Raw genomic sequence first — 21,518 nt, forward strand, 5'->3', positions numbered from 1 at the left:
TTTTTATGAAAAGGATATTGTTGCTAATTTTTTATTTTCCTTTATTAGCTGCTGCTCAATTACAAATAAAAATCAATACAATTACTACTGACAACAGTAATAAAAACCATAGAAAATTCAACATTGAATATACTCTAGAAAACACTAGTGATAAAGAAATTGCCTTTTTCTTCACTCCAAATCATTTCAATTCTGCTCACCGTGGATCCTTGCAAACAGCAATGTTATTTAAAATATTTGAAAATGACACATTAATTCCTACCGACGGAATTCTCTCAAATTCAAAAAATAACTATTCCAAACTCTCAAACATATTAGATGTTGAGGAGAAAATGAAAACGTTGGACAAAATGAAAGCAGATGAGCTAAACATCACTATAGACTCCCTCCGTTCCTATCGAAAAAGAATAACTAGTGATCCTGATTTTTTTCAAAAAGAATCTAGCAAAAAATTAATGAGTAGCATAATTAGATTACCATCAAAATCAAGCAAAACCTATCATCAAGATCTTTATTGGAACAAAAAAAGATACTTTAAAACCGATGATAACGAATATTATTTAGGAGAAGCAAGTCCCTTTTTTATTGAACTTTCCTTAGTTGCCCTTAAAGAAGAATTGAGTTTTAAATTAAGTTCAGAAGACTTCAAAATCATAAAAAACGATACTTCTTTTATTAAAGGCTATTTTACATCTAACAAAACTCTTATCGATTTATCAAAATAAAAAAGTCCGCAATAAAAATTGCAGACTTTTTAGTGTATAAATTTCGGGCATTACACCACTCTGATCACAAAATAATTTTTCTTACCACTTTGCAACAAGACAAATCTATCGTTGATTAAGTCGTTGGCTGTCAAAACAAAATCTTCTTTTACTTTTTCTCTATTTACCGAAATAGAATTGGCCGTTAAAGCTCTTCTCACCTCACCATTCGATTTAAAGAAACCTGTTTTTTCGTTTAAAACGGTAATGATATCCAAACCAGCTTCCACTTCATTTTTGGCAATTTCTGCTTGAGGAACACCATCAAAAACTTCTAAAAATGTAGCTTCGTCCAATTGCTTCAAATCATCAGCAGTAGCATTTCCAAACAAAATTCCAGAAGCTTTTATCGCATTTTCTAAATCTTCCTTAGAATGTACCATAATCGTAATTTCCTCGGCTAATTTCTTTTGTAACAAACGTAAATGAGGTGCTTCTCTATGTTGCAACGTCAACTCCTCGATGGCTTCTTTGGTCAAGAACGTAAAAATCTTGATATATTTCTCAGCGTCAACATCAGAAGTATTCAACCAATATTGGTAGAATTTATAAGGTGACGTTCTAGCGGCATCCAACCAGATATTTCCTCCTTCGGATTTTCCAAACTTAGTTCCATCAGCTTTAGTAATCAAAGGACAAGTCAAAGCATAGGCTTTACCTCCTTCTTTTCTTCGAACCAATTCGGTTCCTGTGGTGATATTTCCCCATTGGTCGCTTCCCCCCATTTGCAGCGTACAACCTTTGGCTTTGTATAAATGCAAGAAATCATAGCCTTGCACCAACTGATAGGTAAACTCTGTGAAAGACATTCCCTCAGCTGCTTCTGAGGACAAACGTTTCTTTACAGAATCTTTCGCCATCATATAATTCACCGTAATGTGCTTTCCGATATCGCGAATGAAATCCAGAAACGAAAATTCTTTCATCCAGTCATAGTTGTTCACCAATTCGGCAGCATTGTCAGCATTCGAAGTAAAATCTAAGAAACGAGCCAATTGGCCTTTTATCGCTTCTTGATTATGGCGTAAAGTGGGTTCGTCTAATAAATTTCTCTCATTTGATTTCCCAGATGGGTCTCCAATCATTCCTGTGGCACCACCAACCAAAGCCAATGGTTTATGTCCAGCTAACTGAAAATGTTTCAATAGCATCACGCCTACCAAATGACCAATATGCAATGAATCGGCAGTTGGGTCAATACCCACATATGCCACACGCATTTGCTCCAACAAATGTTCTTCGGTGCCTGGCATAACATCGTGGAGCATTCCTCTCCAAGTCACTTCTTCAATAAAATTCTTCATTTTTTTTCAATTTTGACAAAGATAACAATTTCGATGGCAATGACAATTTGAGTTATGAGTCAAAATAGTATATTTGTCCATATGATATTAGTAACAGGAGGAACCGGCTTAGTTGGCGCACATTTATTACTTCATTTGATAGAAAATGGAGAACAAGTTCGGTCAATGTATCGAACAGAAGCGAATTATTCTAAAACCAAAGCGCTATTTAGCTATTACCAAAAAGAACATTTATTTGCCGAAATTGAGTGGATCCCTGGAGATATTTTGGACATTCCCTCACTTGAAATGGCATTTCAAGACATTAAACAAGTCTATCATTGTGCTGCTCTGATTTCGTTTGACCCCAAAGACGAAGACGCCATCCGAAAAACGAATATCGAAGGCACCGCCAATATTGTCAATTTTTGTTTGGCAAAAAAAACTGAAAAACTATGTTTTGTGAGTTCGATTGCTGCATTGGGTGACTTAGCTCCTCACGAAACAGAAATCACCGAAACCACCGAATGGAATCCAGAAAAACCGCATAGCGATTATGCCATTTCAAAATACGGCGCCGAAATGGAAGTTTGGCGCGGTCAGCAAGAAGGACTGAAGGTCATTATTGTAAATCCAGGTGTGATTTTAGGTCCGGGTTTCCCTTCTCAAGGAAGTGGGACTTTGTTTACTACCATAAAAAAAGGCCTATCATACTACACTTTGGGAACTACTGCTTTTATCGCCATTCCTGATGTAATAAATTGTATGTACCGCTTAATGAAAAGCGATTGTTGCAACGAAAGATTCACATTAATTGCCGAAAACTTAACCTTCAAAGATATTTTCTTCACTATAGCTGATGCCTTAAAAGTAAAAAGACCGACACAATATGCCAGTCCTTTACTTACTACTATTGCTTGGAAAATTGATTCATTTTTAGCATTCTTATCCATCAAAAAACGTACATTTAGTCGCGTTACTGCTAAAGCTTCCCATTCTAAAACACCTTACAGTAACGAAAAAATCAAACAGCAATTACAACCTTCTTTTACTAGTATTACAACATACATTCACGAGATTGCTTCTTCTTTCTAATTTTATTGTGCTAATTTCTCGGCCCTACTTTTGGATTGGGTTGTAGAGTTCAGCTTTAATTTCTCTTGTTTCCTTTTTATGATGGTATCCATTTTATCACTATTGACTTGCAGTCGTTTCTGCACTTGCTCAAACATAGCTTTATACTCCTCAATAGAAGACGCATAATAAATATTACTCTGAGAAAACTGAGCGCTATCAATCTTGTATTTTTTAAAAATGAATTCTTTAGGAACAATTTTTTGATACTCCGTTTTAGACATCATCTGATATTTTGAAGCATCCAAAATGGCCAAATCGTAAAAAACGTTTACCATAACGGCTTTATCAATCAACTTTTTGGGCGTTTTGACTGTTTCTTCTTTTCGACATCCAACGAAAAAAACTAAGAGTACAAAAAATAGGATTCCTTTTTTCATTTTATCTATCAAATAATAATCGTTTACCAGCTTTCTTTGGACTTACTTTAAAGCCTTGGTACACCAATTGTCCGTTAACAAAAGTATGGGTAATTCTAGATTTGAAAGTATAGCCTTCAAAAGGAGACCAACCACATTTAGCTAAAATATTTTCTTTTTTCACACTCCACGGTAAGCCTGCATTCACAATGGCTAAATCGGCATAATACCCCACTTTAATAAAACCACGTTTCTCGATTTTGAAAAGCGATGCAGGATTGTGGCACATTTTCTCTACAATTTTTTCGATAGTGATTTTTCCTTGGTGATAGGCTTCAAACATGGCCACTACTGCGTGTTGCACCAACGGCCCACCAGAAGGAGCTTTGGTATACACTTGTTTTTTTTCTTCTAGAGTATGAGGCGCGTGATCTGTAGCAATAACATCAATTCTGCCATCATTTACCGCTTTCCATAAAGCGTCTCGGTCATTGGCTGTTTTGACTGCTGGATTCCATTTGATAAAGTTTCCTTTTGTTTTATAGTCTTCGTCTGAAAACCATAAGTGATGGATACATACTTCAGCAGTAATCATTTTCTCAGCCAGTGGAATTTTATTAGTAAACAAATCCAACTCCTTGGCCGTAGAAATGTGAAAAACATGTAATCTTGCTCCGGTTTTTTTGGCCAATTCAACGGTTCTTGATGAAGAAAGATAACAAGCTTCTTCGCTACGAATCAAAGGATGGCACTCCACTGGAATATCGTCACCGTATTGTTCTTTGTATTTGGCTAAATTCGATTTCACTGTACTTTCATCTTCACAGTGAACGGCGATTAGCAATTTAGTACTAGAAAAAATTTTCTCCAAAGAAGCGGTACTGTCTACCAACATATCTCCTGTTGATGAACCCAAAAAGAGCTTAAGTCCAGCAACATTTCTTGGATTTGTCTTTAAGATTTCCTCCAAATTATCATTGGTTCCTCCCATCATAAACGAATAATTCGCAAAAGAAGACTCCGCTGCAATTTGGTATTTTTGTTCTAATAATTCTTGGGTAACTGCATTTGGAACGGTGTTGGGTTGTTCTATAAACGAAGTTATTCCGCCCGCTACAGCCGCTCTAGATTCTGATTCAATATCGCCTTTGTGGGTAAGACCTGGCTCTCTAAAATGCACTTGGTCATCTATTGCACCTGGGATCAAATAATTTCCTTCGGCATCCACAATTTTGCAATCGGATGACTTTGGGCTAATTGTTTCAGCAATTTCAACAATTAAATCATTTTCAATTAATAAATCGCCTTCAAAAATGGTCCCTTCATTTACAATCTTAGCATTTTTTATTAAAATCTTATTCATTTTTATGGTATTAAAGTCTTCTAATTAACTGTCGCATTCGGAGGGAAATGACTCCAAAAACAGCTTCTATTATAATGGAGTTGCTCATTTTTGAAACCCCTTTGGTTCGATCGGTAAAAATAATCGGAACTTCTGCAATCTCAAATTTTTTGCAATACGTTCTATATTTCATTTCGATTTGAAAAGCATAGCCTACAAACTTAATTTTATCAATGTTAATACGCTCTAGCACTTCTCTTTTGTAACAAACAAAGCCTGCGGTTGCGTCATGAATCTTCATCCCTGTAATCAATCGAACATAAACTGAGGCAAAATACGACATCAAAACGCGACTCAACGGCCAGTTGACCACATTTACTCCCGTTACATATCGAGAACCTATAGCTAAATCGGCTCCACCAAAATGACAAGCATCGTATAGTTTTTCTAAATCGTTAGGATTATGAGAGAAATCGGCATCCATTTCAAAAATGAATTGGTAGTCCCTTTGCAACGCCCACTTAAAGCCATGAACATAGGCTGTTCCTAGACCAGATTTTCCTTTTCTTTTCTCTAAAAACAATCTTCCTGGATATTCTTCTTGAAGCGAAGTTACCTTATCAGCGGTATGATCGGGCGAATTATCATCTATAATTAGAACATGAAAAGGTTTGTGCTGAGAAAGCGTCGCTCGAATAATTTTTTCGACATTCTCAATTTCGTTATAGGTTGGAATTATAACTATACTATCGTTCATATTTGTAGCAATTTCACGGCAAAAGTAAACTTTTTATAGCATTTGATTCATAATAAATCTATAATAAAAAGATTCAAACAAAAAATTAGTAATTTTGTTGGCTATGATGGATCCCATACTTCACCCAAGAATAATAGAGAATAAAGACTGGGCAACTGCTTTATTTGTTTTGTCATTGGTATTGATTGCTTTGACCAAATCGATGTACGAAAATCGTTTCAATGAATTCACAAAATTGATCTATTCGGACAAATATGTCAAAATGTATCGTGATAGCAGCCATTTAATGAGTGGTTTTACCATAGCACTTTTTATTGTCCAAATCATATCATTTGCTTTTTTTCTGCAACTTTTTTTAAGTTATTACGGTCGGGCTTCAAAATCAGATTGGATGTTATTTATTCAGCTGTTTACGTTTCTTACGTATTTTATTTTGGCCAAATTTTTACTAGAAAAAATTATTGCTACTGCTTTTAAGATTGAAGATGTAATGGAGCAATTCAATTTGAAGAAAGTAACCTATCGAACTTACATTGGGCTAATCATGTTACCGATCGATTTGATTCTTTATTATTTTGACGTCTTTTCTAAAAACATTTTTTTACCAATTCTAGTTATTTTATTGATAATAAACCTCTTTACTTATTTACTCACAATAAAAAAGTACCAAAGTTTAATAATGAGTAAATTGTTTTATTTTATTTTATATCTTTGCGCACTTGAAATAGCACCCTATTATTTTATGTATTATTGGTTTACAAAAGGGAATACTTAGACAATATTAACTATGAAAGTGAAAACAATTTTGGTGTCACAGCCAGAACCTAAAGTAGAGAACTCTCCTTACTTTGAGTTGCAACAAAAGCATAAAGTAAAAATTGATTTCAGGCCTTTTATTCATGTAGAAGGAGTCAGCGCAAAAGAAATTCGATTGCAAAAAATCGATCTACACAATTACAGCGCCATTATTTTAACCAGTCGTAATGCGGTAGATCACTTTTTTAGAGTGGCCGAAGAAATGCGATACAAAGTTCCCGAAGATTTAAAATATTTTTGCCAATCAGAAGCTATTGCTTTTTATCTTCAAAAATATGTAGTGTACAGAAAACGTAAAATCTACGTTGGGCCAAAAGATTTCGCGGATTTATCTCCGTTAATCAAAAAGTATAAAGACGAAAAATTCTTATTACCCGCTTCAGATCAATTGAATGCTGATATTCCAGTTACTTTAAATGCTTTGAAAGTAGATTGGACTCCTGCTACTTTTTACAAAACCGTAATGAGTGATTTATCTGATTTAGCCGATGTATATTATGATGTTTTGGCTTTTTTCAGTCCAACTGGAATCAAATCATTATACAAAAACTTCCCTGATTTTGAGCAAAACAACACAAGAATTGCTGTTTTCGGAAGCACAACTCAAAAAGAAGCTTTAGATCATGGATTGCGTGTAGATATTATGGCACCAACCCCTGGAACTCCTTCAATGACCATGGCGTTAGAAAAATATATCGCTGAGGCTAACAAAGGAAAATAATACTTTTAAAGCCCAAAATATAAAATCCAAATTCCAATTAAAAACGGAATTTGGATTTTTTTTATATCCTCAAATTTGATTTTAATTTCAAATCTAAACTAAAATCATTATTTTAGTTAAAAATTATAACATGAAAATCAATTCCCTTATAGTTGAAATTGACGGAATCGACAAAGAAATTTTGCGTTACCTGATGGAAGATGCTAGAAAACCCATTTTGCAAATCGCTAACAAGATTGGAATTTCGGGTGCAGCCATTCATCAACGACTGCGCAAATTGGAGCAATCGGGCGTAATTTCTGGGTCTAAATTCACTGTAAACCACAAAGTATTAGGTTATAACACTATGGCTTTCGTTGGAGTATATCTCGATAAAGCCGCCCGAAATTCAGAAGCGGTAAAAGATTTAAAAAAAATTCCAGAAGTACTCGAATGTCATTATACCACGGGAAATTGGTCTATTCTAATTAAAATCATTTGTCGAGATAACGAGCACTTAATGCAACTTTTGAATTCAAAAATACAGACCATCGAAGGCGTTTCCAGAACTGAAACGTTTATTTCGCTAGAGCAGCAAATAGAACGACAGATACAACTTTGAAAAATCTCAAATTCCAAATTCCAAATTCCAAGTAAAATAAAAATTCCAACCTCAAGACTTCGAGATTGGAATTTGGATTTGATTTTTATTGAATTTTTCTCTTCTACTCTCTTCTGCCTCCCATATAAATGGAAACATAGTACAACAAAGTCGCAATAGATCCCAAAGCTGCTACTACATAGGTTCTAGCCGCCCATTTTAAAGAATCTTCGGCTCCATCATACTCGGCACGATTGAGCATATTTTTGTTTTTCAACCAAGCTAAGGCACGATTGCTCGCATCATATTCTACTGGCAAAGTAACGATAGAGAATAAGGTCGTTGCTGCAAAAATCACAATCCCGATCAACAACAAGCTTGGAAAGGTTTTGATTAACAAAATTCCTGCTAACAAAATCCATTGCACAAATCCAGAAGCTACACTTACAATCGGCACCAACTTAGATCGCATTTGCAACCATTCGTACCCCACAGCATGTTGTACCGCATGACCACATTCGTGCGCTGCCACAGCTGCCGCTGCCGCATTTCGCTGATTGTACACCGCTTCACTCAAATTGACCGTTTTATCAACAGGATTATAATGGTCCGTTAATTGTCCTGGAGTCGAAATGACACGAACATCATAAATCCCATTATCTGCGAGCATTTTTTGAGCAATCTCAGCGCCCGACATACCGTTTTGCAATTGCAATTTAGAATAGTGTTCAAATTTACTCTTCAATCTTGAACTCACTAACCAGCTGAAAAGCATAATGGCTCCAGCCAAAATCAAATAACCACTTCCCATATTTTTGTTTTTTAGTTTATATTTTTTGTCTCGGTTGTAGACAACAATTTACGAACCAAACTCCAAAAATGCCATTTTGACACGAGTTAAATATTCTATAAAAAAATCCAAACTCCAATCGTGAAATTGAAATTTGGATTTTTTTCAAAACTAAAATTGAAATTTACAACAGTTGTTTGTCTACTTCTTCAAATTTTTCAATTAGAGCATTTATCTTATCTTCTTGCTTTTTAATTTGTTTCGGACGGACATAAAACCAGTTAAACCCTATCCAAAGCAATGTAACACCATAAGTAACCACAGCATAAAAAACAGTCATTCTAGAAGCGTATTCATACATATACAAACATATACCGACAAACAGCAAAACAAAATAACAAGTTAATATTGTAGACTGCATAAATTGCTGTTTCTTTTTAATTACAATAAGCTGCTGCAAATAGTCGTGATTCGTATGAGTGGCATCACTATTTTTAAAATCGTTTAGCGAGCGATTATAAACTAAGACATACATCGCCATAGCAACAATTGCCAAAACGATCCCGATTTTACTTGAAATGAATTGTGGCTGAAAATAATACCACACAAACAGAATGAAAGCGCTTGTTGCAAAAAGGAGAATGTTCGTTATCCATAAATTTCTCAAATTTGTTCTTTTAAACTTCTTCAACCTCAACATTAAATCTTCCATATTAGGCTGACTTACGGCTTGTTTTTTCCATAAATCTTTAAAATCTATATTATTGTTGTCCATTTTCTTTAAATTTTTGAGTCAATTTTTCTTTTATTCTGTGAATTTTCACTCTAATATTCGCTTCAGAAAGCCCAACGATTTTGGCAATTTCCGCTTGCTTTACCTCTTCTAATTCCAATGAAATAATAATACGTTCCGTTTCTGGCAACTCGGCAATACATTTGTACAAAAACTGAATTTGCGGCTCTAGGGACTGTTGTTTTTCTTCTGTCAAATGAATTGGCAAATCTGATTTTGGAAAACGTTTTTCTTTTTCAATTTGTCTTAAACAATTATTAGAAGCGATTCTAAAAATCCAAGTTCCAATACTCGATTCATTTCTAAAAGTTTCTAGCTTTTGCCAGACAATTATAAAGGTTTCTTGGGCTAAATCTTGTGCAATATCGTAATCATTGACAAAACCCATACAAAGCCTGAATATTCTGTCCCAATAGGTTTTATAGACTTCTTCAAACTCCATTATTACGATTTTATAAAATTGTTTAATTGCACCAAATACCAGTCTTTATCGTCGTACATAATAAAATGCAATCCTTTATTGGCATATTGAAAATTGGCCGTTTTCAAGTTTTTATATTGTTCTTCGATTGCAGGTTTTAAATTTATAAAATTAGATGCTAATAAAATTAGCGATGGACATTTTACAGTCGAAATTCTTTCCCTCAAATCGGTATTAAAGAAATCGCAATACATTTGAGCAAAGGTTTTTCTATCTGATTTCACACTCCAATCAATAACCATTTCTAGTTTTGAAGTATCTTGTAAAAGTCTCGGCATCGTTTGTTTCTGCATTTCATAAAACCGCGTTTCGTTCATTGCTGTCATTTGAGCAACCATTGGCGAACAATCATTATTTTCTTTTGATTTAAAAGAAGTATTCCTCAAAGCTGCCAAACACGGAAGCGCATCTACCACCACAATTTTCCCAATTAAATCTGGATAATCTGCTGCTAAAGCCAGAGCCAATCCTCCACCCATACTGTGACCAATTACAATTGGTTTTTCAATTTTATTTGTTTTAATGTAAGTAGCGATTTCTGCTTTCCAATTTTCAAAAGAAGAACTTGGATGTGGTTTTGCGCCAGCAAAACCTGCCATTGTAAGCGTATAACAAGTGAAGTCTTTTTCGAAAGCTGTTTTGGTTTCATTCCATACTTCTCCAGAAGAAGCAAATCCGGGAATAAATAGAATAGCTTGTTTTCCTTTTCCAGTTTTAATTACTTCGAAAGGATATGATTTTGTCTGAGCAAAAACATTTACACATAATGCAGAAAATAAAAGGGCGATAATTACAATATACTTTTTCATTTTAAATAGTTTTAAGTTGTTCATTTAATCGGATCCGCCCTTTGGATACGTGAACTATTAAAATGTTACAAATTTTTAAAAAAAAGCAATAAAAAAATTTCAAATCCCAGTGTTTGCTAGTGTTTTTGACCATAAAAAAACCCAAACTCCAATCGTGAAATTGGAATTTGGATTTTTTAAAGTTAGAATTTAATAATTTACCCTACCAAGTTGATGATTTTCCCTGGCACAATAATCACTTTATTTGGCGTTCTGCCGTCTAATTGTTTTTGAGTTCTTTCGTCTTGCATTACGATTTCCTCAATTTGTTCTTTGGTTAAATCCAAAGGCAATTTGATGGTGAAACGCATTTTACCGTTGAAAGAAACTGGATATTCTTTCTCGCTTTCAACCAAATGTTGCGCGTCAAAAACTGGAAACGGAACAGTTGCAATAGACCCTTCGTGACCTAATAACGACCACAATTCTTCTGCAATATGAGGCGCATAAGGCGAAATCACAACCGCCAAAGGCTCTAAAATGGCACGAGAATGACAGTTTTGTGAGGACAATTCGTTGACACAAATCATAAATTGTGAAACCGAAGTATTGAAAGAGAATCCTTCAATGTCTTCTGCCACTTTTTTGATGGTTTTATGTAATGATTTCAAGTTGTCTTTGGTAGGTTCGTCGTTGTTTACAATCAAACCATTTTCATCAAAATACAAACGCCATAATTTTTTCAAGAAACCAAAAACTCCAGAAATTCCAGCGGTATTCCAAGGTTTGGCTTGCTCTAATGGGCCTAAAAACATTTCATACAAACGCAACGTATCCGCTCCGTATTCTGCACAAATATCGTCTGGAGTGACTACATTGTATTTCGATTTCGACATTTTTTCGATTTGCATTTCGAAATCAAATGCATTGTTATTGTTTACATTTTCGCTTGTTTTATCAACACCAATTAAATTAAATCCAATACAATTTATAGCCTTTAAAAAATCGTTTTTCTTAGACAAATTTAAGTCCCCAAAAGATTTAAAAAATCTTTCTGCATATGGAACTCTAACTTGAGTCAGATTACCAATTCCACTAGTTAAATGATAATTTGGATACACCAATTTATTTTCAAAATCAACAAAAGTAAAAAAGCTCTGACCCAAAATCATCCCCTGATTAATCAGTTTTTTGAAAGGTTCTTCGGTTGGCGCAAACCCTTTGTCTTTTAAGAATTTGTTCCAAAAACGAGAATACAACAAGTGACCTGTTGCGTGTTCGCTTCCACCAATGTATAAATCTACGCTTTCCCAATATTTCAAAGCATCGGCAGAAGCAAACTCGGTGTCGTTTTGCGCATCCATATAACGCATCCAATACCAAGAACTTCCAGCCCAACCTGGCATCGTATTCAATTCTAAAGGAAAAATGGTAGCCTCCCCCGACCCCTCCGAAAGAGGGGAGATAAGCTCATTAGAAACTACTTTGTTATTTACAGTATCCCAAGCCCAAGTCGTTGCATTTCCTAACGGAGGCAATCCGTCTTCGGTTGGTAAATATTTCTCAACTTCTGGTAAAACGATTGGCAAATGTTTGGCATCAATCATTTGAGGCAATCCGTTCACATAATATACTGGAAAAGGCTCACCCCAATAGCGTTGACGCGAGAAAACCGCATCACGCAAACGATAATTGATTTTTCCTTTACCTTGACCTATCGCTTCAAGTTCTGCAATAACTTTTTGAGTCGCTTCTTTATAACCTAAGCCGTTCAAGAAATCAGAATCGATTAATTGAAACCCTTCTTTGGCGCCATAAGCCGCTTCTGAAATGTCTTGGTCAAAAATATTTTTGATGGCTGGCATTCCGTTTTGCCCTTTGAAGAAATTCGCAAAAGCATAATCTCTTTCGTCTCCACAAGGTACCGCCATTACTGCTCCTGTTCCGTAACCCGCCAACACATAATCGCCAATCCAAACTGGAATTGGTTCTTTGGTGAACGGATGTTCTGCATAAGCACCCGTGAATACTCCCGAAATAGTTTTCACATCGGCCATACGCTCTCTTTCGGAACGTTTTGCTGTTTTTTCAATATAAGCGTCTACGGCTTCTTTTTGTTCAGCAGTTGTGATTTGAGCAACTAATTCATGTTCTGGAGCCAAGGTCATAAACGTTACTCCGAAAATAGTATCTGGACGAGTTGTAAATACGTCAATACTTGCTTCGTGATTTTGCACATTGAAAGTTACCATCGCTCCCACCGATTTTCCAATCCAGTTTCTCTGACTTTCTTTGATACTTTCACTCCAATCAATTTCGTTTAAACCTTGCAACAAACGCTCGGCGTAAGCAGAAATTCGCATACTCCATTGTGTCATTTTCTTGCGAATCACAGGATAACCACCACGCTCCGAAACGCCATTCACAATTTCGTCATTCGCCAAAACCGTTCCCAATCCAGGACACCAGTTTACCTCGGTTTCTGCTAAATAAGTTAATCGGTATTGTAATAAGATTTTTTGTTGCTCATCGGATGAAAATGCGTTCCATTCGCTTGCTGAAAAACTAATGATATTGTCATCACAAACAGCATTTACAGTAGCATTTCCTTCTTTTTCGAATATAGCTATCAAAGTCGAAATATCTTCGGCTTTGTCGGTTTCGTTATTGTACCAAGAATTGAACAATTGGATAAAAATCCATTGCGTATGTTTATAATAATCAGGATTGGATGTTCTCACTTCTCTGTCCCAATCAAATGAAAATCCAATTTTGTCTAACTGTTTTCGGTAACCTGCAATTGCATTTCCTTCTTTATCAACTCCTCCGTCTATATTTACACGTGTAGTATCTTCTGGACGTTGTCCCGTTTGTATCGCATATTGTTCAGCAGGTAATCCAAAACTATCATAGCCCATTGGATGCAAAACATTAAAACCTTGATGTCTTTTGAAACGCGAATACACATCTGATGCGATGTAACCTAGAGGATGTCCAACGTGTAATCCCGCTCCAGAAGGATAAGGAAACATATCCAAAACATAATATTTTGGTTTATCAGAGTTGTTTTGCGCTGCAAAAGTCTTGTTTTCAGCCCAATATTGTTGCCATTTGGCTTCGATTTCGTTCGGATTGTATTTCATTCGTACCTAGTTTATTGCTTTTTAAAGGTCTTATGCTTTCACTTTCGCTCAAGTCATCCCTTTTTTTATATGGTTTTTTTAATAGAGTAATGCTTTCGCTTACTCAAGTCTTTGTTCTGTGAAGATTTTTGGCTGACGATTTATAAATCTGTTTTATGTCGATAACAACGAACTAAAAACTATAAACCACAAACTAAAAATGAGCCGCAAATTTACATTTATTGTACGAAAGTTGAAAGTTTGGGCGTTATTAACTTCAAATAAAGAATTTGTTTGTTATTTTTACGCCATAATTAAAGTATGCTATGAGTTCTAACTTCGACAAATTTCAAAAACGCAGGTTAATTTCCTCTTATTTTTCGGTAGTATTGAGTGTTTTTTTGGTGTTATTCCTATTGGGAACATTAGGACTATTCATCGTGAATTCTAAAAAATTAGCCGATGATTTTAGAGAAAAAATTGCGATGACTGTTTTCTTCAAAAAAGAAGCTACTGACAGTACTTTTCAGGCCTTTGAAAAAGAATTAAAAGCGGCTAAATTTCCGAAACAATTTGTTTATGTTTCTAAAGAAAAAGCAGCCAAAGAACACACAGATATCATTGGAGAAGATTTCCTTACTTTCTTAGGAGAAAATCCACTTCAAAATTCCTACGACATCAACCTAAAAGCGGATTATGTGGTTCGTGATAGCATTGCAAGAATTGAAAGTCATTTTCGTAAAAACCCAATGATTTCTGACATTGTTTATGACAAACAATTGGTAAATCTAGTAAACGATAACATCAAGAAAGTAAGTATGTGGATTTTAATCATCAGTGGTTTTCTAACGGTAATCGCTGTGTTATTGATTAATAGTTCCTTACGTTTGTCGATTCATTCCAATCGTTTTATCATCAAAACAATGCAAATGGTGGGCGCTACCAAATCCTTTATCCGCAAACCTTTTGTCATTAAAAGCATAAAATTAGGAATGATTGGAGCTGGTTTGGCTATCGTGGCTTTGATTTCTTTATTGATTTATATCGAAACTAACTTTCCAGATTTAGGAATTTTAGAAGACAAATTAATCATTGCTGTGATTCTTTTGGGCGTATTTGGTCTTGGTGTTTTAATCACTTGGTTGAGCACGTACTTTGCTACTCAACGTTTCTTGAACTTAAGAACAGACGACTTATACTAGTCGATTGCCATTTCTCATAACTATTCGATAATTCATCAAGTTGAAATAAAAATGAAAAACAACGAAATAAAAAAAGAATTCCTTTTTGAAAAAAGCAACTACATTATTTTATTGATTGGTATTGCCGTGATTACCCTTGGTTTTATCTTAATGTCTGGTGGAGGAAGCGATGATCCTGCCGTATTTAGTGAAGCTATTTTTGACTTTAGAAGAATTCGTTTGGCTCCAACAACCGTTTTGATTGGTTTTGGAATCACTGTTTATGCTATTCTTAAAAATCCTAAAAAACAGTAATTAGTCATCAGCATAGCTACTGGCTTTTCTCCATTTTACAAACAGAAAAATGAACACACTACAAGCAATCATCCTTGCAATTATTGAAGGAATTACTGAATTTTTGCCTGTTTCTTCGACTGGGCATATGATTATTGCTTCGTCTTTTTTTGGAATTGCGCACGACGATTTTACCAAATTATTCACTATTGTGATTCAATTGGGAGCGATTTTATCGGTGGTGATTTTGTATTTCAAACGGTTTTTTCAATCCTTAGATTTTTATTTCAAATTATTGGTGGCTTTTATACCCGCTGTAGTTTTAGGATTGCTATTAAGCGATTTTATTGATGGCTTACTAGAAAATCCAGTTACCGTAGCAGTATCATTACTAATTGGCGGTTTCATTTTATTAAAAGTGGACGAGTGGTTCAATCACACTACTACCGAAAATGAAAAAGAAATCACCTACGGACAAGCCTTTAAGATTGGTTTGTTTCAATGTTTAGCAATGATTCCCGGAGTCTCTCGAAGCGGAGCGAGTATTGTGGGCGGAATGTCTCAAAAATTATCTCGTACTTCTGCTGCTGAATTTTCCTTTTTTCTAGCCGTACCAACGATGTTGGGTGCTACAGTCAAAAAATGTTACGACTATTACAAAGACGGATTAGTTTTGAGCGACGATCAAATTAATTATTTAATTATTGGTAATATCGTGGCTTTTATAGTAGCCTTATTGGCAATTAAGACCTTCATTGGTTTTTTAACTAAAAACGGTTTCAAAGTATTTGGTTACTACCGCATACTTGCTGGTATTATCTTGCTAATCATCCATTTTTTTATTCATCCTCTGACCATTATTTAATGACACCCGAAGACTATTTAGAAGGTCAAGTCCTTTTGATTGACAAACCTTTGCATTTTACTTCTTTTCAAGCGGTAAATAAGTTAAAATATTTGTTGATTAACAAAGTGGGATTGCCAAAAAAATTCAAGATTGGTCACGCGGGAACCTTAGACCCATTGGCCTCTGGTTTATTATTAATCTGCACTGGTAAATTCACCAAACGTATTACCGAACTACAAGGGCAAGCGAAAGAATACACCGGCACTTTTCATATTGGAGCTACTACTCCATCCTACGATTTAGAAACAGAAGTAGACCAACACTTTCCGACCACACACATCACTGAGGCGTTGATACACGAAACAGTAGTACATTTTCTAGGAGAGATTGACCAAAAACCACCAATTTTTTCTGCCATAAAAAAAGATGGCGTACGCTTATACGAACACGCGAGAGCAGGAGAAACTATTGAAATTGCAAGTAGAAAAACCACCATTCACGAATTTGAAATCACCAGAATTGCACTACCAGAAGTTGATTTTAGAGTAGTTTGCAGCAAAGGAACTTACATCAGATCTTTAGCCTTTGATTTTGGCAAAGCCCTGCAATCTGGAGCGCATTTAACAGCACTAAGAAGAACCAAGATTGGTGATTATGATGTTCAAAATGCTGTAACACCAGCTACTTTTGAAGAACATTTAGGATAAAACATAAAAAAAAACACATGACACTTTCTTTTTCTAGAACTTGCAATGTGTTTCTTTTTAAACAAAGTACTTTTTCAAACCATACTTGTTGTTTTTAAAAGGCTGGGGCTAGACCGAAGTTAATAATGAATTGTTGTTTTCCCCCCAAATAAAGCTGAGGAAAAAAAATCATAAAACTTTTCAAATAGCTTTTTCATAATGATGTTTTTAAATTGTGAGACACTATTTTAAACACCAATAAAAAAGTAAATCAAATTAATAGACTTGGTTAGCTGCCACCAATTTACAACATTTCTTTCATAAACAGAAGATTTTGCTATTATTTTTTATGATAACCATCTGAAATAAAGAAACTTACCTTTAGAAGTGGGCTGTCTCTACACTTTCAAGAATTAAACCCAAAATTTCCTCTTGTGTACTTAATCCTTTGTCATGCAAATACCATAATTGTAGCTCTGATTTAGCGGTTTCATCAACCACTCCATGCTCTTTTTTGTAATTCAAAATCAAGTCTTTAGCTCCTTTTGGACGAGGCCCCCAGTCAGCAATAACCTCAGAAGTAGCTTTATCAATAATAATCAACTTAGGAATAGCTTTTCCGCCATTGGTCAAAAATTGGTTCATTAGATTTTCATTTTCATCTCTAAAAACAATTCTCAAATCAATTTTATCGGTTTCTAAAGCCATTTTATTTATAATCGGTAGGATTTGAGCGGCATCTCCGCACCATCCTTCGGCTAAAACCAACCAAGTGTATTCGTTTTGCAATCCTTTCAATTGTTCGGCAACAGTTGCATCAATCTTTATCGTTTTATCCAAACGATTCATCCTGGTCTCGTTGAGTGCACTATAATGGGTCAAATCTTCCGATTGTTCGTTGCCTGATGATTTTCCTTCTTTTAACAAATCAGAAACTATTTTTCTATAATTGATATAAGGATGACTATGAAATAATGCTTTTGCAATTGATGTTTTCATTTTATTACTATTTTTAAGCAAAATTAAACATATCACATCGTTAATAGCGTGATAAAAATCACTTATGAATAAAATAAAACATAGCGTTCTATGTTGAGCAACTCACAATCAACAGGTTTAGTTTTGTCTGGCGGTGGTTCCAAAGGAATTGCCCATGCTGGAGTTTTGCAATTTTTGGAAGAGCAAAACATCATTCCAAAAAGCATATCAGGCTCAAGTGCTGGATCAATCGTTGCAGCCCTTTATGGAAGCGGAAAATCACCAAGAGAAATTTTGGCTTTCTTTAAATCGATTTATTTCTTTCATTGGAAACATTTTACCTTTTCAAAAGCGGGTTTAATTGATCCGGAATCATTTAAAGAATATTTTACAGACATTTTCAACGACTCTGTGTTAGGCGATTTGAAAATCCCAATTCACATTACGGCTACCAATATGGTAAAAGGAAATTTAACCGTTTTTGATGCCGATACCAAAACCATAGATGCCATTTTAGCTTCAAGTGCTTTTCCAGGCGTTATTTCTCCTTACGAAATCAATGGACAATTGTATAGTGATGGCGGCATTCTGAATCATTTTCCAACAGAGTTACTACAGGACAAATGTGACTTTATTATTGGCGTCTATGTGAGTCCAATGCAAAAAATTAATGCAAAAGACCTGTCCTCCATAAAATCTGTTACCAGTAGAGCCTTTGATTTACTAACTGCAAATTCAAGTCTAATTAAATTCGATCACTGCCATTGGTTGATTGAACCCGAAGAATTATCAACCTATAGTACTTTTGAAACCAGCAAAAGCAAAATGGATGCTATTTTTAACATTGGTTACGAATCGGCCAAAAAAAGTTACGAAAAACTTAATTTATATATTTAAGGCTCACTATTTCACAAAAAATAGAATATCGCTATATTTGCACCAAACAATTCAACAAACATGAAATACAAAAGAATCCTTCTCAAATTAAGTGGTGAAGCTTTAATGGGCGATTTAAATTACGGAATTGATCCTAAAAGATTAGCTGAGTATGCCAATGAAATTAAAAAAGTTCACGCTAAAGGAGTAGAAATTGCCATTGTAATTGGTGGAGGAAATATTTTTAGAGGTGTTGCTGGCGCAAGTTCTGGAATGGATCGCGTTCAAGGTGATTATATGGGAATGCTAGCCACTGTAATAAACGGAATGGCGTTACAAGGAGCATTAGAGGATAACGGGATGAAAACCCGCTTAATGACTGCTTTAAAAATGGAATCTATCGCAGAACCTTATATCAAAAGAAGAGCCGACCGTCATTTAGAAAAAGGACGTATTGTAATTTTTGGAGCAGGAACTGGAAATCCATATTTTACAACCGATACGGCAGCCGTTTTACGAGGAATCGAAGTAAGTGCAGACGTAATTTTAAAAGGAACTCGCGTAGATGGCGTATATGATTCTGATCCAGAAAAAAATGCTGCTGCTGTAAAATTTGACTACATCTCATTTGAAGATGTCTTAAGCAAAGGATTGAATGTTATGGACACCACAGCATTTACTTTGAGTCAAGAAAATAAATTGCCAATTGTAGTTTTTGACATGAACAAAGACGGTAATTTATTGAAAATTTGTGAAGGCGAAAACATAGGAACCGTAGTTAATATATAAGTTTATGGTTAAAGGTTTGTAGTTTATAGTTGACTGCGAACCACCAACAACAAACAACAACATAAGATTATGACTGAAGAAATTGAATTTATATTAGATAGTACAGAAGAATCTATGAATGGTTCTATTGCGCATTTAGAAAAATCATTTTTGAATATCCGCGCAGGAAAAGCTTCTCCAGCAATGCTAGGAAGTGTTTTTGTAGATTATTACGGGTCTGCATCACCGCTTTCTCAAGTGTCAAAAATTAGTGTGCCAGATGCGAGAACCATTACTTTGCAACCGTTTGAAAAAAGTATGTTGCACCCTATAGAAAAAGCAATTATGATTGCCAATTTAGGGTTTAACCCAATGAACAATGGAGACGTAATCATCATTAGCGTTCCACCTTTGACAGAAGATCGTCGTAGAGAATTGGCCAAACAAGCCAAAGCCGAAGCCGAAGACGCCAAAATTGGAATTCGTAACGCTCGTAAAGACGCCAATACCGATATCAAAAAATTAGAAAAAGACGGCACCTCTGAAGACATTTGTAAAAGTGCCGAAGAGCAAGTTCAAAACTTAACCAACACTTTCATCAAAAAAATCGATGAATTGCTAGCCGTTAAGGAAGCCGAAATTATGAAAGTGTAACTTTCACAATAATCATTAAACGAAACCGTCTCCAAAAGTATCTTGGAGACGGTTTTTTTATTGCTAAAAATCACTAAATGTAGGTATTGTCTATTAATTTTCAAATCAATATTTTTGGTTAAATTCTCTTCTTTAGAATGATTTTAAACTTTAACTAAATTTTTTATGAAAAAAATCTTTTTTATTGCAACATTTATAATTTTTTCTGCTTTGCTATTCTTAAATTCTTGTTCAAATGAAGATCCTGTAAATAAAGGCAAACCTGATTTAATCAATATAAATCTAGCAAGAGAATGTTTTAATAGTACACCAATTAAGATTAAAAAAAATATTTATTTTTCGAATGAATTAGATTGGGAAAGAGGTCATTTTGAAAACGACACATTATCTATTCCTATATTATCAAACAAGCCCATTTTAATTAAGATATTAAAAAATCGAAGCACATCAAAATATTTATATCCTTTTCTCCTTATAACCAAAAACAAATCGAACAACACTTACGATTACAATTTAAAAGTTTTTATTGCTACAAATAGTAATGGCTTTGATAAAGAAAGTTATCATTTATATGACACAAACAATAAATTAATTTTAAATAAAGAGAAATTAAGAATTAAAGAGACTTCCAAAAAATCAAAAAGCAGTGCTGTCGAATGTGAATTATGGGGCATGTTCTCAACCAATCTTGAAACAGGCGAAGAAAAGCTGTTATATACTTGGTGGCAATGTTCTGACTCTAACCAACCAGAACAAGCTCCCCCTGGCAATGGAGGTGGTGGTGAAGCAATAAGTTGTGGTCCTGGATACATTCAAGATGAATATGGAAATTGTGTTTTAGATGATCAGATTATTGTTGAACTTACTGGAAAAGTAAAATGTATTTATGATAAATTAATGAACTCAAATTCTGGATTTAAAAATTCAATTTTGAAATTTGATGGGGAATTTCCAGTAAGTCACTTAAAATTAACAATTAACAATACATTAGCATCAAATGTATATGGAGAGACTCAACCTCCTGTTGATTTTGTCACAGAAATACAATTTAACGAAAATAGTTTTACCTCTTTATCAGATTTAGGTGCAGCAACAGTATTTGCACACGAGATTATTCATGCTGAAATTTTTAGAAAAATGTTATCAGCTGCTCAAAGAGGCACTCTAAACTCAAACACTCCAGAAGAACAAGTAATATTAGTGAACTCTTTAAAAAATAATTTTCCAGGATTATATGACTACTATGAAAGAAGATGGAAGCCAACTTGGAATCATGAAATGATGGCAAACCATTACCGAAGTATAATTGCTGATATGATACAACAATTTGATAATAATCGTCTTCCCCGATCTACCTATGAAGCTGTAGCGTGGGTAGGTTTGGGTAAACTTGACAAAAATGTAACTACAATTGCTTGGGATAATTTACCTCCAGATGTAAAAGCCTCAATTGATATATTAATCAGAGATAATTTTTATAACGGACCAAAAAATTGCAATTAAC

At 34.7% G+C, this 21,518-nt stretch carries 23 protein-coding genes; 13 read left to right on the forward strand and 10 right to left on the reverse strand.

Features of this window, described 5'->3' with window-relative positions; translation table 11 throughout:
* The first annotated feature begins 5 nt into the window (after positions 1 to 5).
* Positions 6 to 725, forward strand: a complete 720-nt coding sequence (locus FLB_RS09235; protein ID WP_064715673.1) for a hypothetical protein — start codon at positions 6 to 8, stop codon at positions 723 to 725.
* 50 nt (positions 726 to 775) lie between these two features.
* Here FLB_RS09235 and tyrS read toward each other — a convergent pair whose 3' ends face one another.
* On the reverse strand, positions 776 to 2,068 hold the full coding sequence (gene tyrS / locus FLB_RS09240; protein ID WP_064715674.1) for a tyrosine--tRNA ligase: 1,293 nt from the start codon (positions 2,066 to 2,068) through the stop codon (positions 776 to 778).
* An 81-nt stretch (positions 2,069 to 2,149) separates the two neighbouring features.
* Here tyrS and FLB_RS09245 point away from each other — a divergent pair, with 81 nt between their 5' ends.
* Complete coding sequence (locus FLB_RS09245) at positions 2,150 to 3,142, forward strand: NAD-dependent epimerase/dehydratase family protein (protein WP_064715675.1); 993 nt, start codon at positions 2,150 to 2,152, stop codon at positions 3,140 to 3,142.
* A 2-nt stretch (positions 3,143 to 3,144) separates the two neighbouring features.
* Here the strand turns inward: FLB_RS09245 and FLB_RS09250 are convergent, their stop codons facing one another.
* The 3 genes from FLB_RS09250 to FLB_RS09260 are packed head-to-tail and all read right to left on the reverse strand — an operon-like array spanning position 3,145 to position 5,639.
* Positions 3,145 to 3,561: a DUF4296 domain-containing protein gene (locus tag FLB_RS09250; RefSeq protein WP_064715676.1), complete on the reverse strand. Its 417-nt coding sequence runs from the start codon at positions 3,559 to 3,561 to the stop codon at positions 3,145 to 3,147.
* Between the two features lies 1 nt (position 3,562).
* Positions 3,563 to 4,903 (reverse strand): dihydroorotase, encoded by a 1,341-nt coding sequence (locus FLB_RS09255; protein WP_064715677.1) that lies wholly within the window; start codon positions 4,901 to 4,903, stop codon positions 3,563 to 3,565.
* 10 nt (positions 4,904 to 4,913) lie between these two features.
* Positions 4,914 to 5,639 (reverse strand): polyprenol monophosphomannose synthase, encoded by a 726-nt coding sequence (locus FLB_RS09260; RefSeq protein WP_064715678.1) that lies wholly within the window; start codon positions 5,637 to 5,639, stop codon positions 4,914 to 4,916.
* A 103-nt stretch (positions 5,640 to 5,742) separates the two neighbouring features.
* On the opposite strand from FLB_RS09260, the gene FLB_RS09265 reads away from it, so the two are divergent.
* The 3 genes from FLB_RS09265 (at position 5,743) to FLB_RS09275 (ending at position 7,777) form a co-directional block, all read left to right on the forward strand.
* Positions 5,743 to 6,414 (forward strand): DUF4271 domain-containing protein, encoded by a 672-nt coding sequence (locus tag FLB_RS09265; RefSeq protein WP_410503416.1) that lies wholly within the window; start codon positions 5,743 to 5,745, stop codon positions 6,412 to 6,414.
* 12 nt (positions 6,415 to 6,426) lie between these two features.
* Complete coding sequence (locus FLB_RS09270; protein ID WP_064715680.1) at positions 6,427 to 7,176, forward strand: uroporphyrinogen-III synthase; 750 nt, start codon at positions 6,427 to 6,429, stop codon at positions 7,174 to 7,176.
* A 130-nt stretch (positions 7,177 to 7,306) separates the two neighbouring features.
* On the forward strand, positions 7,307 to 7,777 hold the full coding sequence (locus tag FLB_RS09275; protein ID WP_064715681.1) for an Lrp/AsnC family transcriptional regulator: 471 nt from the start codon (positions 7,307 to 7,309) through the stop codon (positions 7,775 to 7,777).
* A gap of 103 nt (positions 7,778 to 7,880) precedes the next feature.
* On the opposite strand, the gene FLB_RS09280 is transcribed toward FLB_RS09275, so the two are convergent.
* From FLB_RS09280 to leuS, 5 genes are all read right to left on the reverse strand, one after another.
* Positions 7,881 to 8,567: a zinc metallopeptidase gene (locus tag FLB_RS09280; protein WP_064715682.1), complete on the reverse strand. Its 687-nt coding sequence runs from the start codon at positions 8,565 to 8,567 to the stop codon at positions 7,881 to 7,883.
* A gap of 163 nt (positions 8,568 to 8,730) precedes the next feature.
* Complete coding sequence (locus FLB_RS09285; protein WP_064715683.1) at positions 8,731 to 9,321, reverse strand: hypothetical protein; 591 nt, start codon at positions 9,319 to 9,321, stop codon at positions 8,731 to 8,733.
* A complete protein-coding gene (locus FLB_RS09290) occupies positions 9,308 to 9,781 on the reverse strand; it encodes an RNA polymerase sigma factor (RefSeq protein WP_064715684.1) in 474 nt (157 codons plus the stop codon). The genes FLB_RS09285 and FLB_RS09290 overlap by 14 nt, the downstream gene beginning before the upstream one ends.
* A 2-nt stretch (positions 9,782 to 9,783) precedes the next feature.
* Positions 9,784 to 10,629, reverse strand: a complete 846-nt coding sequence (locus FLB_RS09295; protein WP_064715863.1) for an alpha/beta fold hydrolase — start codon at positions 10,627 to 10,629, stop codon at positions 9,784 to 9,786.
* 197 nt (positions 10,630 to 10,826) lie between these two features.
* Complete coding sequence (gene leuS / locus FLB_RS09300) at positions 10,827 to 13,751, reverse strand: leucine--tRNA ligase (protein WP_064715685.1); 2,925 nt, start codon at positions 13,749 to 13,751, stop codon at positions 10,827 to 10,829.
* 305 nt (positions 13,752 to 14,056) lie between these two features.
* Here leuS and FLB_RS09305 point away from each other — a divergent pair, with 305 nt between their 5' ends.
* From FLB_RS09305 to truB, 4 genes are read left to right on the forward strand one after another with little or no spacing between them, the layout of a single operon-like run.
* The gene (locus FLB_RS09305; RefSeq protein ID WP_064715686.1) at positions 14,057 to 14,932 is read left to right on the forward strand and encodes a cell division protein FtsX; all 876 of its coding nucleotides are present in this window, start codon (positions 14,057 to 14,059) and stop codon (positions 14,930 to 14,932) included.
* Positions 14,933 to 14,983: 51 nt separating this feature from the next.
* Positions 14,984 to 15,226, forward strand: coding sequence for a DUF3098 domain-containing protein (locus tag FLB_RS09310; RefSeq protein WP_064715687.1), 243 nt, complete (start codon positions 14,984 to 14,986; stop codon positions 15,224 to 15,226).
* Positions 15,227 to 15,275: 49 nt separating this feature from the next.
* A complete protein-coding gene (locus tag FLB_RS09315) occupies positions 15,276 to 16,070 on the forward strand; it encodes an undecaprenyl-diphosphate phosphatase (RefSeq protein WP_064715688.1) in 795 nt (264 codons plus the stop codon).
* On the forward strand, positions 16,070 to 16,759 hold the full coding sequence (gene truB, locus FLB_RS09320; RefSeq protein ID WP_064715689.1) for a tRNA pseudouridine(55) synthase TruB: 690 nt from the start codon (positions 16,070 to 16,072) through the stop codon (positions 16,757 to 16,759). The genes FLB_RS09315 and truB overlap by 1 nt, the downstream gene beginning before the upstream one ends.
* A gap of 360 nt (positions 16,760 to 17,119) precedes the next feature.
* On the opposite strand, the gene FLB_RS09325 is transcribed toward truB, so the two are convergent.
* A complete protein-coding gene (locus FLB_RS09325; RefSeq protein ID WP_064715690.1) occupies positions 17,120 to 17,737 on the reverse strand; it encodes a thioredoxin family protein in 618 nt (205 codons plus the stop codon).
* 90 nt (positions 17,738 to 17,827) lie between these two features.
* Here FLB_RS09325 and FLB_RS09330 point away from each other — a divergent pair, with 90 nt between their 5' ends.
* From FLB_RS09330 to FLB_RS09345, 4 genes are all read left to right on the forward strand, one after another.
* Positions 17,828 to 18,613, forward strand: a complete 786-nt coding sequence (locus FLB_RS09330) for a patatin-like phospholipase family protein (protein ID WP_064715691.1) — start codon at positions 17,828 to 17,830, stop codon at positions 18,611 to 18,613.
* 60 nt (positions 18,614 to 18,673) lie between these two features.
* Positions 18,674 to 19,381 (forward strand): UMP kinase, encoded by a 708-nt coding sequence (gene pyrH / locus FLB_RS09335; protein ID WP_064715692.1) that lies wholly within the window; start codon positions 18,674 to 18,676, stop codon positions 19,379 to 19,381.
* Between the two features lie 69 nt (positions 19,382 to 19,450).
* Entirely contained in the window at positions 19,451 to 20,014 is a 564-nt protein-coding gene (frr, locus tag FLB_RS09340; protein ID WP_064715693.1) for a ribosome recycling factor, read from the forward strand.
* Between the two features lie 165 nt (positions 20,015 to 20,179).
* Positions 20,180 to 21,517: a hypothetical protein gene (locus FLB_RS09345; protein ID WP_064715694.1), complete on the forward strand. Its 1,338-nt coding sequence runs from the start codon at positions 20,180 to 20,182 to the stop codon at positions 21,515 to 21,517.
* The last annotated feature ends 1 nt before the right edge of the window (position 21,518 follow it).

Origin of the sequence: Flavobacterium succinicans (assembly GCF_001662485.1) — a bacterium.
Taxonomy (GTDB): Bacteria; Bacteroidota; Bacteroidia; order Flavobacteriales; family Flavobacteriaceae; genus Flavobacterium; species Flavobacterium succinicans_A.